This is a genomic window from Promicromonospora iranensis, assembly GCF_028994805.1.
In the GTDB taxonomy this organism is placed as follows: domain Bacteria; phylum Actinomycetota; class Actinomycetes; order Actinomycetales; family Cellulomonadaceae; genus Promicromonospora; species Promicromonospora iranensis.
The window spans coordinates 279,568-293,509 of sequence record NZ_JAJQQP010000001.1 but is presented as its reverse complement, the minus strand read 5'-3'; the positions used below and the strand labels follow the sequence as shown (position 1 = coordinate 293,509).

The following is a 13,942-nucleotide window of genomic DNA, read 5'->3' as shown; positions in this document are numbered from 1 at the left end:
GAGGCCCATCTCCTTTGACTACCTTTGCCGACCTCGGTCTGCCCGCGCCCGTTCTGCGCGTTCTGACAGACCGCGGCATCACTTCGCCGTTCCCCATCCAGACGGCGTCGCTGCCGGACTCCCTCAACGGCCGCGACGTGCTCGGCCGTGGCCGGACCGGCTCGGGCAAGACCCTCGCGTTCGCGCTGCCGGTCGTGACGCGTCTCGCGACGTCCAGCGCCCGTTCGGTCGCGGCGGGGCAGCCGCGCCGTGGTGCGGGCCGCCCCCGTGCACTGATCCTGGCTCCCACGCGTGAGCTCGCGAACCAGATCGACGAGTCGATCGCCCCGCTGGCGCAGGCACTCGGTCTGAAGACCACCACGATCTTCGGGGGCGTGGCGCAGTCGCGCCAGGTCACCGCCCTGAGCGCCGGTGTCGACATCGTCATCGCCTGCCCCGGCCGGCTCGAGGACCTGCTCGGCCAGCGGCACCTCACGCTCGAGGACGTCGAGATCACCGTGCTCGACGAGGCCGACCACATGGCTGACCTCGGGTTCCTGCCCGGCGTGAAGCGCATCCTCGACCGCACGTCCTCGCGGACCCAGCGCCTGCTGTTCTCGGCGACGCTGGACAACGGCGTCGACGTCATCGTGAAGCGTTACCTGCACCAGCCGGTCACCCACTCGGTGGACGACGCCGCAGCCCCGCCGCCGCAGATGACGCACCACATCCTCGCCGTGACCGACAAGGACGCGAAGAAGCACGTGGTGCACCAGCTCGCGCAGGGCACCGGCCGGCGCGTGCTGTTCATGCGGACCAAGCACCAGGCCAAGAAGCTCGCCAAGCAGCTCACCGCCGCGGGCGTGCCCGCCGTCGACCTGCACGGCAACCTCGGCCAGGGGGCGCGCGAGCGCAACCTCGCCGCGTTCTCGTCCGGCGACGTCCGGGTGCTCGTCGCGACGGACATCGCCGCGCGCGGCATCCACGTCGACGACGTCGAGCTCGTGGTGCACGTGGACCCGCCCGCCGAGCACAAGGCGTACCTCCACCGCTCGGGGCGGACGGCGCGTGCCGGTTCCGGCGGCGACGTCGTGACCATCATGCTGCCCGAGGAGCGCGGCGACGTGCGTGACCTGACCCGCAAGGCGAAGATCACCGCTCGCCCCCAGGACGTCCGTCCCGGCGACGCGACGGTGACCAGCCTGGTCGGCGAGGTCGCGCCGTTCGTGGAGTACGTGGAGCCCGCCCCGCAGCAGCAGGGTCGCCAGGGCCAGCCGCGCAAGCAGGGCGGACGCTCGCGCTCCGGAGCCCAGGGCACGGGCCAGACCCGTGGTCAGGGCGCCGGTCAGGGTGCCGGGCAGGGCGGCGGCCGTCAGGGCCAGGCGCGCAGCCAGGGCGCCGGCCAGACGACCGGCCAGCGCGGCGGCGGTCGCCCGGCGTCGGGCGGCGGACGCACCGCTGCCGACCACTTCCCGAGGACGGACGGCGCGGGCGCGCCTCGTCGTCGTCGCGGCGGCCGTGGCCGCGGCGCGGGCAGCACCAACGCCTCGGCCGCGAGCTGACCGCCTCGTAGCACCGGCTCGGAGCACCGGCTCGGAGCAGCAGCGTGAGCCCCCGGACCCGTGAGGGTTCAGGGGCTCACGTGCGCCCGGGCGCACGCGGGAACACCGCGGGCCGGAGGTAGGTTGGTATGCGCGGAGGTGTCGACATGACGTACAAGGTCTCGAAGTCGGACGAGGAGTGGCGCAAGGAGCTCTCGTCCGAGGAATACGCGGTACTGCGACAGGCAGGCACCGAACGGGCGTGGACGGGCGAGCTGCTCGACGAGAAGCGCACCGGCGTCTACCGGTGTCGCGCGTGTGACGCCGAGCTGTTCCGGTCGGACACCAAGTTCGACTCGCACTGCGGCTGGCCGTCGTTCTACAGCCCGCTCGCGGGTGACTCCGTCGAGCTGATCGAGGACCGTTCCCTCGGCATGGTGCGCACCGAGGTGCGCTGCGCCACGTGCGGCTCCCACCTGGGGCACGTCTTCGAGGACGCGCCGCAGACCCCGACCGGCGACCGGTTCTGCATGAACTCGGTGAGCCTCACGTTCGAGGAGAGCTGACGGTCGGCAGGACGGTTCAGCGACCGCTCTGCTTCCACGCCACGATGTCCGTCGAGTAGCGGTTGAGGAGGCTGGCCAGCTGTGCGACCTCTTCGGTCTCCCAGGTGGCCAGCGCTCCCTCCAGCATGGCGACCCGGCTGGAGCGCGCGCGGTCGAGGCGGGCAGCGCCGTCGGGCGTCAGGGTGATGCGCTGTCCGCGGCTGTCCTCCGGGTCGACGGTGCGTTCGACGAGGCCGAGCTCCACCAGACGGCTGAGCTGCCGCGACACGGTGGCACGTCCGACACCGAAGAAGGTGGCGAGGTCCGAGCCCCGCGCGCCGGGCCGCTCCGAGATGTGCGCGAGGAGCGGGTACGCGCTGGCGTCGAGCTCAGGATGAACCCGGCGGGCGATCGAGGCGCCGGAGGACTGCGCGCGGCGGATCAGCAGCCGGATCTCCCGCTCCAGACCCTCGAACGGCGCGGGGGCGGCTCCGTCGTCACCGACCGTGTCGCCGGCATCGTTGCCGGCGGCGACCTGGTCGTCGGACGCGTCCGTTCCGGACCTGTCTGTACGCGAGAGCATGCGCCCATGATGACGCGTCAAGCCCTCGGATCACAGCCCGTGGGCGCGAATTCCCCCGGGGGACCTGGTTGTGAGCGGGATCGTTGCGACTACCCGCCCGTGGAGGGCGCAACGATCCCGCTCACAACCAACAGGGTCAGGGAGCTGCCGGTTCCAGGTCCTTCAGCTGGTCGATGCCGGAGCGGTGACCCAGCGGCACCTCCTTGATCAGGGAGACGCAGAGCAGCGCGACGAGGGCCAGCGGGACGGCGGCGAGGAAGATGTCCGCGATGCCGTCCGCGTACGCCTTCTCGACGACCTCGACCAGGATGTGCGGGAGCGTCGCCAGGTCGGGCAGGGTGCCGCCGCCGGAGGCCAGTGCTGACGGGTCGATCCCCTGCTTCGCCAGCTGCGGCGCGATCTCCGTGACGCCGTCCTGCAGGCTGGTCCTCACGCTGTGGCCCAAGATCGCGCCGAGCGCCGAGACGCCGAGGGCGCCACCGAGCGACCGGAAGAACGTCACGGTGGACGTGCCGGACCCGGAGTCCTTGATGTGCAGCGTGTTCTGCGTGGCCAGCACCATGTTCTGCATGAGGAGGCCGACGCCCGCCCCCAGGACGAACAGGTAGATCGAGACCAGGACGAACGACGTGTGGTGGTCCAGCGTCGACAGGAGCAGCAGGCCGCCGGTCAGGAGCACGCCGCCGGTGACCATGTACGGCTTGTACCGGCCCGTCCTGGAGATCAGCTGTCCGCCGATCGTGGACGACAGGAAGAGGCCGACGACCATCGGGATCGTGTACAGGCCGGACTCGGTGGGCGTCTTGCCGCGTGAGAGCTGCATGTACTGGCTGAGGAACACCGACGAGCCGAACATGGCGACACCCACGGCGACCGACCCGATGACGGCGAGCACCAGCGTGCGGTTCTTGAACAGGTCCATCGGGATGAGCGGGTTCTTGACCCGCAGCTCCACGAGCACGGCGATCGCCAGGACGAGGAGCGAGCCGCCGGCCATGACCGCCGTCTGCCAGGAGAGCCAGTCGAACTCGGTTCCCGCGAAGGTGATCCACAGCAGCAGGGTCGCGATGCCGGCAGAGATCAGCGTGGCGCCGAGGACGTCGATCCGGGCCGAGCCGCGGGGCCGCTTCGGAAGCTTGAGCGTCATCTGCAGCACGATGATCGACGCCACCGCGAACGGCAGGCCGACGAAGAAGTTCCAGCGCCAGCTGATGGCGTCCGTGAGGAAGCCGCCGAGGATCGGGCCGCCGACCATGCCGATGCCCATGATCGAGCCCATGAGGCCCATGTACCGGCCGCGCTGACGCGGGCTGATGATGTCGGCGATGAGCACGGCGGAGAGCGACTGCAGGCCGCCGGCGCCGATGCCCTGGAAGGCGCGGAAGGTGATGAGCTGCCCGGTGTCCTGCGCGAACCCGGCGGCGGCCGCCGAGAGCACGGAGATGATGAGGGCGATCTGGATCAGCGTCTTGCGGTTCGTGAGGTCGGCGAGCTTGCCCCAGATCGGGGTGGAGATCGTCGAGGTCAGCAGGGTCGCCGTGACCACCCAGGTGAAGGCCGACTGGTTGCCCTCGAGGTCCGTGATGATCTTCGGCAGCGACGACGAGACCACCGACATCGCCAGGACGGAGACGAACATGCCGAGGAGGATCCCGGACAGCGCCCGGAGGACCTCGCTGTGCGTCATGGCGGGTGGTTCGCCCTGGAGGTGGTCGGGCTCGACCGCGAGGGGCTCCGTGTGGGGGCTGGTCATGCACACTCCTGCTGGTTCTGGGGTGATCTCTGGTGCGCGGTGTCCGCACTGATGGTGTCGACGAGGCGGTCCAGCGTGCGGGTCGCCTCGTCGAGGTCTTCGGGCGACCAGGCGGCGAACGCCCGGTCGATCAGGTTCGTGTACTGCTCGGCTGCCTCGGCCGCCAGGGCGTGTCCGGCACCGGTCAGCTCGACCGTGCGGACCCGGCGGTCCTCGGCGTCGACCGTGCGGACGACGTAGCCGGCGTCGGCCATCGTGCTGACCTGGCGGCTCGCCACGGAGAGGTCGACACGCAGGTGTGTCGCGACGTCGGTCAGGGAGGCTGGGCCGCACCGGGAGAGCAGGTGCAGCACGGCCACACCGGACCGGGGCCAGTCGAGCTCGTGGGCGATCCGTGCCGCCGCTTCCCGTTGGGCGCGCGAAAGGCTCTGGAGCGCGGCGAGCAGGGCGACGGCCGGAGCTTCGGTGCCGGACGGCGTCCGGCTGGACGGGGAAGTCATCGTGCCTCGCAATTGATTGCCTAAAGCAACTATATAACGATGGTTGCCGAATGCAAGCGTTCTCGGCATGCCGCTGGGTCGTCCCGCGTGTGACCTGCGCGACACCGCGATCGAGCGGCCTGCCCGACGCACGAGAACGGCGCCGCCCCCACCGTGGTGGAGGCGGCGCCGTGGTAGATCGGCTGGATCGGTGCTCGGGTCAGGTCGTGGTGTGGCTCTCCTCGCCCATGTCCTCGAGTTCCATGCCCTTGGTCTCGCGCACCTTGGTGAGCACGAAGAAGAAGCTCAGCGCCGCGAAGCACGCGTACATCAGGTACGGCACGCTGGCGCCGAACGCGGACAGCATCGGTGGGAACGACATGGTGATGGCGAAGTTGGCGATCCACTGCATGGCGGCCGCGACGCCCAGCGCGGCGGCGCGGATGCGGTTCGGGAACATCTCCCCGAGCAGCACCCACACCAGCGGGCCCCACGAGGCGCCGAAGAAGACCACGAACGCGTTGGCGCAGACCAGTGCGGTCACACCCCAGGGCCCGCTGAGCGAGATGTCTTCGCCGGTGCCGGTGGCCTGCGTGAAGGCGATGGCCATCAGGCCCAGCGACACCGTCATGCCGGCCGAGCCGACGAGCAGCAGCGGGCGGCGACCCACCTTGTCGATGAGTGCGATGGCGATGAACGTAACCACGACGTTCGTGACCGCGGTGATGGTGGAGACCAGGAACGCCTGGCTCTCGTCGAACCCGACAGCCTGCCACAGCGTCGTCGAGTAGTAGAAGATCACGTTGATGCCGACGAACTGCTGGAAGACCGACAGCAGGATGCCCACCCAGACGATCGGCTTGAGCCCGAGGGTGTTGCCCCGGAGCGATGCCTGGGCGGCGTTAGCCTCGTCGATCGCGATGCTGCGGTGGATCTGGACGAGGCGGTCGTCGACGTCCTCGTCCGGGCCGAGCACGCTGGCCAGGACGGCACGCGCCTCGTCGTCGCGGCCGTTGGCCGCGAGGTAGCGGGGTGACTCCGGGATGCGCAGCGCGAGGATGCCGTAGACGGCGGCAGGGACCACGGCCACCAGGAACATCCAGCGCCATGCCTCCCAGCCGAGCCAGAGCACGTTCGCGGCGCCGCCCGCCGACTCGGCGAGGATCTGGTCCGAGAGGAGCGCCGCGAAGATACCGACGGTGATCGCGAGCTGCTGCAGCGAGCCGAGGCGGCCGCGCATGGCGGCGGGCGCGATCTCCGCGATGTACGCGGGCGCGATGACCGAGGCGATACCGATGCCGACACCGGCCATGAAGCGCCAGATGCCGAGGTCCCAGGCGGAGAACGCGACGGCCGACAGGATGGACGACACGAAGAACAGGATCGAGCCGAGCACCATGACCCGGGTGCGGCCCCAGCGGTCGGCCAGCCGCCCGCCGGCCCACGCGCCCAGCGCACAGCCGAGCAGCGCGACGGCGACCACGAAGCCGGTCACCGAGGGGTGCAGGGAGAACTGGCCCTCGATGGCGTTCACCGCGCCGTTGATCACGGAGCTGTCGAAGCCGAACAAGAAACCGCCCACCGCTGCGGCGAAGGCGAGGGCCGTTGCTTTGCGGTGGGCTGATCTGGCGCCGGCGGTCGGGGCCGAGGGGGTAGTGCTCATGCGATCGATGCTAAGTCTCACCCGGTGCGAGTCGCGCGCGGAGCGCTCCGTTGTGAAAAGCGTCTCTGACCCGGCCCGTCCCGGGTGCTGGTCCGGGTCAGGCCAGGAACGGGAAGAGCGCCCACGTCGCGAGCGCCGCCACCAGGGCGGCGGCAGGGATGGTGAGGACCCACGCGACGGCGATGTTCCCGGCGACGCCCCAGCGCACGGCGGAGAGCCTGCGGGTGGCCCCCACGCCCATGATCGCCGAGGTGATCGTGTGCGTGGTGGAGACCGGGGCGTGCAGTGCGAACGCGTTCACGTACAGGACGAGGGCGGAGACGGACTCGGCGACGAAGCCGCGCGCCGGGTCGAGCTCGATGATCTTGCGGCCGAGCGTGCGCATGATGCGCCAGCCGCCCGCGTAGGTGCCCGCGGAGATGGCGGCCGCCGCGGAGAGCTTGACCCAGAGCGGGATGCCCTCGTCGGCGTTGGCCCAGCCCACGGTCAGGAGCGCCAGGTAGATGACGCCCATCGTCTTCTGCGCGTCCTGGAGGCCGTGCCCCAGCGCCATGGCCGCCGCGGACGCGGTCTGCGCGATCCGGAAGCGCCGGTTCGCCTTGGCGGGGGCCACGTTGCGGAAGATCCACATGACGCCGATCATCACGGCGAACGCGAGGCCGAAGCCCACGAGCGGCGAGATGATCATGGGCAGGACCACCTTGTCGACGATGGCCGACCAGTAGACGCCCATGCCGCCGGCGAGCCCTGCGCCGACCAGCCCGCCGATGAGGGCGTGCGTGGACGACGACGGCAGGCCGAACCACCACGTGATGAGGTTCCATGTGATCGCGCCCAGCAGGGCGCACAGCACGACCGTCAGCTCGGCGTGGGTGTCCGCGCCGCCGAGGTTGACGATCGACGTGGCGATGGTCTCCGCCACCTCGGTGCCCAGGAGCGCACCGGCGAAGTTCATGGCGGCCGCCATGACGAGCGCCACCCGTGGGGTGAGCGCCCGGGTCGAGACCGACGTCGCGATCGCGTTGGCGGCGTCGTGGAAGCCGTTGGTGTAGTCGAAGCTCAGGGCGAGCGCCACCACGAGGACGACCAGCGCGACCTCCAACTCAGGACTCCTTGAGGGCGATGGTCTCGACCATGTTCGCGACCTTCTCGAAGCTGTCCGCGGCGTTCTCGAGAACCTCCACGATCTCCTTCAGCTTCATGAGCAGCACGGGGTCGCCGGCCAGGTCGTCGAAGAGCTGGGCCAGGAGCTTGCGGTGCAGCTTGTCCGCCTGGTTCTCGAGCCGGTTCACCTCGACCCAGTAGTCGGCGAGCTTGTCCATCGAGCGCAGGCGGGGCATGGCCTCCGCCGTCAGCTCCGCACAGCGCTGCAGCACCTGGACCTGCTCCGACACGCGGTCGGGAAGGGCATCCACCTTGTAGAGGACGATGAGCTCGGCGGCCTCGTCCATCTCGTCCATGCAGTCGTCCAGCGCCGAGGCGAGACCCGAGATGTCCTCGCGGTCGAACGGCGTGACGAAGGTCTGGTTGAGGCGCCGCATGATCGAGTGCGTGGCATCGTCCGCGAGATGCTCGACCTCGTGCATCTCCTCGGCGAGCTTCTCCCGCCCCGCCCGGTCCGCGCCGAGCAGCTCAGCCAGCAGGGACGAGCCCTGGACGAGGTGCTGGGCGAGTGCGGCGAGCAGGTCGAAGTACTTGGTGTCGCGCGGAGTAAGGCGCACGAGGGCTCCCGTTCTGAGGGCTCTGGAACAGGCTCAGCGTAGAGCTGTTGCCGACCATCGCCAATTTGCAAGGTTGCGCTTTGGTAACCCGTGACAAACGGTACGGGCCCGCGAGCAAGGTTCTGGCGACGGCTTTGTCGGCCGAAGGAAGGGAAGTTGGAGCGACGCCGAACCGGGAGCGCCTCTCGGCGCGGGGCCGCTCGTAGCGGCTTGAGGTGGAGCCCGGGGCTTCCGCAGCCCGGCGTCGCCTGCACCATCCTAATGGCGTGTGCTGATCTGCCAAGGGGGTCGGACGTCACAGTGCTCGTGCGTACCACCTGCTCGACAGCATCTGACACGTGTCTGGCACGTGCCTGACAGGGCGCCGGCCTACTCGAGCGAGCCGGTCCGCCACAGCCCTCCGGCTCGTTCCAGCTCTTCCGCGGTGCGCAGCAGGGAGCTGGCGCTACGGGTCATCCGGGTGGCGCCGGTGGGATCGGCGACCTCGCGGGAGTCCGCGTCGAACGCGGCTCCGGTCGAGAGGATGCGGCAGAACGCGCCGGCCCGTTCGAGGGCGACGGCGAGGTCACCGGTGAAGACACCGGACAGGACGGCGTCGGCGAGGATCTGGAGGTCACCGGGTTCCGGAGGGCTCGGGACACCCGCGACGGCCTCCTGGACCGGTGCGGCTTCCACACCGAGCCGATACCGGAGCATGACGGTAGCCATGTCCCGGCGCACCCACTCACGCAGCACGTAGAGCCGCCAGAGCGCGCCGGGCAGGGAGACCGCTGCGGCGTCCGCCCACAGGCCCGCCACCGTGTCGAGGCCTTCGTTCTCCACCAGGTGGATGAGTCGTTCCACCACGGCCGGGTCCTCGGTGGTGCGTGCTCGGTCCACGAGTGCTCGTGCCGTCGCGTGCGCCACCTCGTCGCGCAGCGCGGGGTCCACCTCGCCGGGAAGCGCCTCGGCGTCCCGGGGGTCCAGCATGGCCGGCCGTCTCGGAGGTCGTTGGTCGCTGCTCATGGTGACCGATAGTGCGCCGAAGTCGGGCGTGTGTCCACCACGGCCGTCACCAGATCGGCGGGCTCACCTTCTCGGTGGCCACCACCCGCGGTCCCGAGGTGGTGTCGGCGACGTGCGCCACCAGCACCTCGCCCGGCTCGAGGAACGGGTCGGTCGACGGCAGCCCGTCCGCCACCGTGCGCGATGCGTGCTGGCCGAGAACGTCCAGCACCGTCGGCAGGACCGGGCGATGGGTGCAGATCACCGAGGACTCCGTGGTCTCCTCCAGGAGGTCGCGCACGGTGGCGGCGACGCGCGACGGCGACCGCTCGTGCTGTGCCTCGGTGAGGTACTCGCTGTAGCTCGGCCGCAGGCCGGCGGCCCCCACGTAGGGGTCGATGGTGGTGGCGCACCGCTCCCACCGGGAGCTGATCACGTGCTCGATGCCGTAGGCCGCCAGCACCGGGACCAGTGCGGCCGCCTGGCCGTGGCCGAGCGGCGTCAGGGGGCGGTCCCGTTCCGAGCCGTGCCAGGCGGTACGCGGCACCGCTCGGCCGTGCCGCGCGATGACGAGCGTCCGGGTGTCGAGCACGCCCTCGGTCTCGGCGGCCACCAGCGCGTTCAGCGGGCCTCGGTCGGACGTCCGGGTGAGGCGCTGCTCGGCCTCGTCCACGTCGAACCACTCGGTCCGGTCGACCTCGTCCCGGTCGACCGGCGCCACGGGGGCACGCGCCGTGAGCGCCGCGCTGTCGCGCCCCCGCCGGGCACGGCGCGCCGCCCAGTAGTGCACGCGCTTCACCGTGCCGTCGGGCGTGAGGTACTGGAGCCCCGGCAAGGGCCTGCCGAGCACGATCTCCTTGCCCGTCTCCTCACCGACCTCGCGGATCGCGGCGCCCTGGAAGGACTCCCCGACCTCGAGCTTGCCCTTGGGCCACGACCAGTCGTCGTACTGGGGGCGATGCACCAGCTGTACCTGGAGCCCGCCGTTCCGACGGCGCCAGACGAGCGCACCGGCAGTCATGATGACCGGGGTGTGCACACCTGTGGTGGGGGTGGCCGTCGTCGTCGGACCCGTGCCCACCACCGACCGCCGGCCGGTCACCGGGCGGGCTCGAGCCGACGGCGCTGCCGCTGGATGAGGACCGCCTGCAGGTCGCGGAGGCCGTTGCTCTCCGCTCCCGGGGACGGGCGCTCCCAGCTGCCGTCGGGCAGGAGGTGCCACGACGCCGTCGTGTCGGCCATCGACTCGTCCAGCAGGCCGAGCAGCTCGCCCACGTGGTTCGGGTCGGAGATCCGGATGAGCGTCTCGACCCGGCGGTCGAGGTTGCGGTGCATCAGGTCGGCCGAGCCGATGAACACCTCGGGGCCGGACTCCGGCCCCTCGCCGAGGGCCGGGCCCACCGCGTTGGCGAACGCGAAGAGGCGTGAGTGCTCCAGGAAGCGGCCCAGGATGGAGCGCACCCGGATGTTCTCGCTCAGTCCCGGGACGCCCACGCGTAGGGCGCAGATGCCCCGCACCACGAGATCGACCTGCACCCCGGCCTGGGAGGCCCGGTACAGGGCGTCGATCACGGTCTCGTCGACCACCGAGTTGATCTTCATCTTGACCCACGCCTCGTGGCCGGCGCGGGCGGCGTTCGCCTCGCGCTCGATGCGCTCGACCAGGCCCGAGCGCACGGCGCGAGGCGCCACGAGAAGGCGGTGGAACGTCGACTTGGGGGCGTACCCGGAGAGCTGGTTGAACAGGCGGGTCAGATCCTGGCCGACGTCGGAGTCGCAGGTCAGCAGGCCGTGGTCGGTGTACAGGCGCGCCGTCTTGGGGTGGTAGTTGCCCGTGCCGACGTGGCAGTAGCGCAGGAGCGAGCCGTCGGGCTCCTGGCGCACGACGAGCGACAGCTTGCAGTGCGTCTTGAGGCCCACGATCCCGTAGACGACGTGCACGCCCGCCTCTTCGAGCTTGCGGGCCCAGGAGATGTTGGCCTCCTCGTCGAACCGGGCCTTGATCTCGACCAGGGCCAGTACCTGCTTGCCCGCCTCGGCGGCGTCGATCAGGGCGTCCACGATCGGGGAGTCGCCCGACGTCCGGTACAGGGTCTGCTTGATGGCCAGCACGTTGGGGTCGGCCGCTGCCTGCTCCAGGAACGTCTGCACACTTGTGGAGAAGCTGTCGTACGGGTGGTGCAGCAGGATGTCCCGGCGGCGGATCGCCGCGAAGACGTCGGTCGGCTTGGAGCTCTCCACCTCCGCGAGGTGGCGGTGCGTGGACGGCACGAACGGCGGGTAGTGCAGCGACGTCAGGTCGAGGTCGGCGATGAGGTTGAGGCCGGTCAGGTCCAGCAGAGCAGGCAGCTCGTAGACCTCCTCCTCGTCCTTGACCCCCAGCTCGCGGACGATCAGGTCGCGGATGCGCGGGCTGATGTCCTTGGCGATCTCCAGCCGTACCGGTGGCCCGAACCGGCGCCGGAGCAGCTCCTTCTCCATGGCCTGGAGCAGGTTCTCCGCGTCGTCCTCCTCCACGTCCACGTCCTCGTTGCGGGTGACGCGGAACGTGTGGCTCTCCCGCACCTCCATGCCGGGGAACAGGTAGTCGAGGTGCTGTGCGATGACCTCCTCGAGCGGCACGAACGAGAGCGGCCCGCGCTGCGGGTCGGCCTTCTTCGTGCCGGGGCGCCGCGGCTTGCCGGACGCGTCCACCGCGATGAAGCGCGGCAGCAGCGGCGGCACCTTGACGCGTGCGAAGTGCTCCTTGCCCGTCGCCGGGTTCGCGACGACGACCGCGAGGTTGAGCGAGAGGCCCGAGATGTACGGGAACGGGTGGGCCGGATCGACCGCGAGCGGTGTGAGCACCGGGAAGATCTGCTTGCGGAAGAACTTGTGCAGCCGCTCCTGCTCCTTGGTGTCCAGCTCGCCCCAGTGCACCAGCGTGATCCCCTCGCCGGCCAGCGCGGGCTGCACCTCGTCCTCGAAGACACGGGCGTGCCGCTCCATGAGCGAGTGCGCCTCTTCCGAGATGCGCGACAGCGCCTGGCGCGGGCTGAGCCCTGACGCGCTCGTGACCGCGATACCGGTCGCGATGCGGCGCTTCAGGCCCGCGACGCGCACCATGAAGAACTCGTCCAGGTTCGACGCGAAGATGGCCAGGAAGCGGACGCGCTCCAGCAGCGGGATGCGCGGGTCCTCCGCGAGCTCCAGCACCCGCCGGTTGAACGCGAGCCAGCTCATCTCACGGTCCGCGAACCGGTCGACCGGCAGCGGCCCGCGGAGCGCCGGCTCCAGCAGGCTGGTCCCCTCGGGGCTCTCCGCGATGTGCTCCGCGATGTGCGCGGCCAGGCTCGCGTCCAGGGAGTGCGGGTCCATGATGTCGTCCGCCGAGGCGCCTTCCGGCGGTACCGCTGGCGCGGGAGCCGGCGTAGGAGTCGGCGTCGGAGTCGGCGCGGCGGCCTGCTTGGTCTTCTCCGCGACCTCGGCCGTCGCCAGCTTGTCGGTCGTCTTCCCTGGCCGGTCCCGGTGCCCGTCCGGCGTTCCGTTCATGCTCTCCGTGCCGGCCGTGCGAGGGCTCTGCTTCATGAATCGACCATTCTTGTCCCGGGGCCTGGCGGAGGTGTGCCCAGCGCTGTCCTTCATGTCATTCATGGTGTCACCGTTCGGTACACAGTGGGTGACGCTCTCGGAGAGCGTCCGTCACGGGCGGGCATACTGCACGTGTACGGCGGCCTGGGTGAACCCGGCCCGCTCGTACGTCGCGCGAGCGGGCCTGTTGTCGCCCTCCACGTAGAGCACGGCGCGCGACGCGCCGGCGCGCGCGAGATGCGCGAGCCCGACGTCGGTCATCAGGCGGCCCAGGCCCTTGCCCTGGTGGTCCGGGTCCGCACCGACCGCATAGATCTCGCCGTCGCGGGCGCCGTCCGGCTGGCCCGGTTCCGTCTTGGTCCACAGGAACGCCGCCGGCTCGGTGGCGCCCTCCGGCACGAGCAGGAAGAAGCCCTCCGGGTCGAACCACTCCTCGGCCTGCCGGGCCCGCAGGTCGTCGAGGGTCATCCGGCCCTGCTCCGGGTGGGTCGCGAACGCACGGGCGTTCACGCGGAGCCAGGCATCGTCGTCCGACCCCGGGCGGAACGTGCGCAGCCGGTAGCCGGCAGGCGGCGCGGGAAGCTCCGGCGCCGCCGTCGGTGCGGCCTGCGTGACGGGGCGGCTCAGGAAGAGGAGCTCGCGCACCGGTCGCAGACCCGCGGCCCGAGCGAACTCGCGAGCCGGCTCGAGGTCGCCGTGCGCCCAGACCCGCAGGTGCTTGCCGTGCTGCCCGGGTTCACCCGAGCGGGACGGGAGCGTCGCGTCACGCTCGGCGGTCTTGAGGAGCATGCGCCCGTGCCCGTTGCGGCGGTGCTCCGGGTGGATCACCAGCTCGGCGCTCGCGGTCTCGCCCGAGCGGTCGACCTGCACGTAGCCGATGGTGCTGCCCGCCGTGGTGTGGGCCACGACGTGCGTGATCCACTCCGCGTCCGTCCCCAGGTTGAGCAGCGGCTGTTCGGAGAGCGGCGCCACGCCGTCGCGCGCCGCGGCGGCCGCCACCAGGTCTCGGACGGCCTGCTGGGCGTCGGCGTCGAGCGGGCCGATCTCGATGGGTGCAGCGATACGCATAGGCCCATCCTCCTGCATGCGCCGAGGTAGAACTGTGGCGAGGTAGAACTGTGGCT

At 70.7% G+C, this 13,942-nt stretch carries 12 protein-coding genes; 2 read left to right on the top strand and 10 right to left on the bottom strand.

The genetic code is table 11. The annotated features are described in order from the left end of the window. Positions 1 to 14: 14 nt before the first annotated feature. Positions 15 to 1,541 (top strand): DEAD/DEAH box helicase, encoded by a 1,527-nt coding sequence (locus tag LUM46_RS01245; protein ID WP_274991762.1) that lies wholly within the window; start codon positions 15 to 17, stop codon positions 1,539 to 1,541. Positions 1,542 to 1,687: 146 nt separating this feature from the next. Then, positions 1,688 to 2,086 carry a peptide-methionine (R)-S-oxide reductase MsrB gene (msrB, locus tag LUM46_RS01240; protein WP_274991761.1) on the top strand — a complete coding sequence of 133 codons (399 nt, stop codon included), beginning with the start codon at positions 1,688 to 1,690 and terminating at the stop codon, positions 2,084 to 2,086. A 16-nt stretch (positions 2,087 to 2,102) separates the two neighbouring features. Here msrB and LUM46_RS01235 read toward each other — a convergent pair whose 3' ends face one another. The 10 genes from LUM46_RS01235 to mshD all read right to left on the bottom strand — a co-directional run bounded on the left by LUM46_RS01235 (position 2,103) and on the right by mshD (position 13,886). Then, positions 2,103 to 2,648 (bottom strand): MarR family winged helix-turn-helix transcriptional regulator, encoded by a 546-nt coding sequence (locus LUM46_RS01235; RefSeq protein ID WP_274991760.1) that lies wholly within the window; start codon positions 2,646 to 2,648, stop codon positions 2,103 to 2,105. Between the two features lie 136 nt (positions 2,649 to 2,784). Then, positions 2,785 to 4,401 (bottom strand): MDR family MFS transporter, encoded by a 1,617-nt coding sequence (locus LUM46_RS01230; RefSeq protein WP_274991758.1) that lies wholly within the window; start codon positions 4,399 to 4,401, stop codon positions 2,785 to 2,787. Further along, positions 4,398 to 4,901, bottom strand: coding sequence for a MarR family winged helix-turn-helix transcriptional regulator (locus tag LUM46_RS01225; protein WP_274991756.1), 504 nt, complete (start codon positions 4,899 to 4,901; stop codon positions 4,398 to 4,400). The genes LUM46_RS01230 and LUM46_RS01225 overlap by 4 nt, the downstream gene beginning before the upstream one ends. Before the next feature lie 199 nt (positions 4,902 to 5,100). Next, a complete protein-coding gene (locus LUM46_RS01220; protein WP_274991755.1) occupies positions 5,101 to 6,543 on the bottom strand; it encodes a sugar porter family MFS transporter in 1,443 nt (480 codons plus the stop codon). Between the two features lie 97 nt (positions 6,544 to 6,640). Further along, positions 6,641 to 7,645 carry an inorganic phosphate transporter gene (locus tag LUM46_RS01215; RefSeq protein ID WP_274991754.1) on the bottom strand — a complete coding sequence of 335 codons (1,005 nt, stop codon included), beginning with the start codon at positions 7,643 to 7,645 and terminating at the stop codon, positions 6,641 to 6,643. Position 7,646: 1 nt separating this feature from the next. Further along, positions 7,647 to 8,264 (bottom strand): DUF47 domain-containing protein, encoded by a 618-nt coding sequence (locus LUM46_RS01210; RefSeq protein WP_274991753.1) that lies wholly within the window; start codon positions 8,262 to 8,264, stop codon positions 7,647 to 7,649. Between the two features lie 369 nt (positions 8,265 to 8,633). Further along, positions 8,634 to 9,233, bottom strand: coding sequence for a hypothetical protein (locus LUM46_RS01205; RefSeq protein WP_274991752.1), 600 nt, complete (start codon positions 9,231 to 9,233; stop codon positions 8,634 to 8,636). A gap of 82 nt (positions 9,234 to 9,315) precedes the next feature. Further along, positions 9,316 to 10,350: an NUDIX hydrolase gene (locus tag LUM46_RS01200; RefSeq protein ID WP_374726952.1), complete on the bottom strand. Its 1,035-nt coding sequence runs from the start codon at positions 10,348 to 10,350 to the stop codon at positions 9,316 to 9,318. Then, a complete protein-coding gene (locus LUM46_RS01195) occupies positions 10,347 to 12,605 on the bottom strand; it encodes an RNA degradosome polyphosphate kinase (protein WP_274992056.1) in 2,259 nt (752 codons plus the stop codon). Before LUM46_RS01195 ends, LUM46_RS01200 begins: the two co-directional genes overlap by 4 nt. A 324-nt stretch (positions 12,606 to 12,929) precedes the next feature. After that, complete coding sequence (gene mshD / locus LUM46_RS01190) at positions 12,930 to 13,886, bottom strand: mycothiol synthase (protein ID WP_274991751.1); 957 nt, start codon at positions 13,884 to 13,886, stop codon at positions 12,930 to 12,932. Positions 13,887 to 13,942: the final 56 nt, after the last annotated feature.

What these genes read in the sequence shown, in the direction of transcription:
- msrB (WP_274991761.1), top strand. Translation starts at nt 1,688, where the DNA reads ATGACGTACAAGGTCTCGAAGTCGGACGAGGAGTGGCGCAAGGAGCTC.
- LUM46_RS01235 (WP_274991760.1), bottom strand. Translation starts at nt 2,648, where the DNA reads ATGCTCTCGCGTACAGACAGGTCCGGAACGGACGCGTCCGACGACCAG.
- LUM46_RS01230 (WP_274991758.1), bottom strand. Translation starts at nt 4,401, where the DNA reads ATGACCAGCCCCCACACGGAGCCCCTCGCGGTCGAGCCCGACCACCTC.
- LUM46_RS01225 (WP_274991756.1), bottom strand. Translation starts at nt 4,901, where the DNA reads ATGACTTCCCCGTCCAGCCGGACGCCGTCCGGCACCGAAGCTCCGGCC.
- LUM46_RS01220 (WP_274991755.1), bottom strand. Translation starts at nt 6,543, where the DNA reads ATGAGCACTACCCCCTCGGCCCCGACCGCCGGCGCCAGATCAGCCCAC.
- LUM46_RS01205 (WP_274991752.1), bottom strand. Translation starts at nt 9,233, where the DNA reads ATGCTGGACCCCCGGGACGCCGAGGCGCTTCCCGGCGAGGTGGACCCC.
- LUM46_RS01195 (WP_274992056.1), bottom strand. Translation starts at nt 12,605, where the DNA reads ATGGACCCGCACTCCCTGGACGCGAGCCTGGCCGCGCACATCGCGGAG.
- mshD (WP_274991751.1), bottom strand. Translation starts at nt 13,886, where the DNA reads ATGCGTATCGCTGCACCCATCGAGATCGGCCCGCTCGACGCCGACGCC.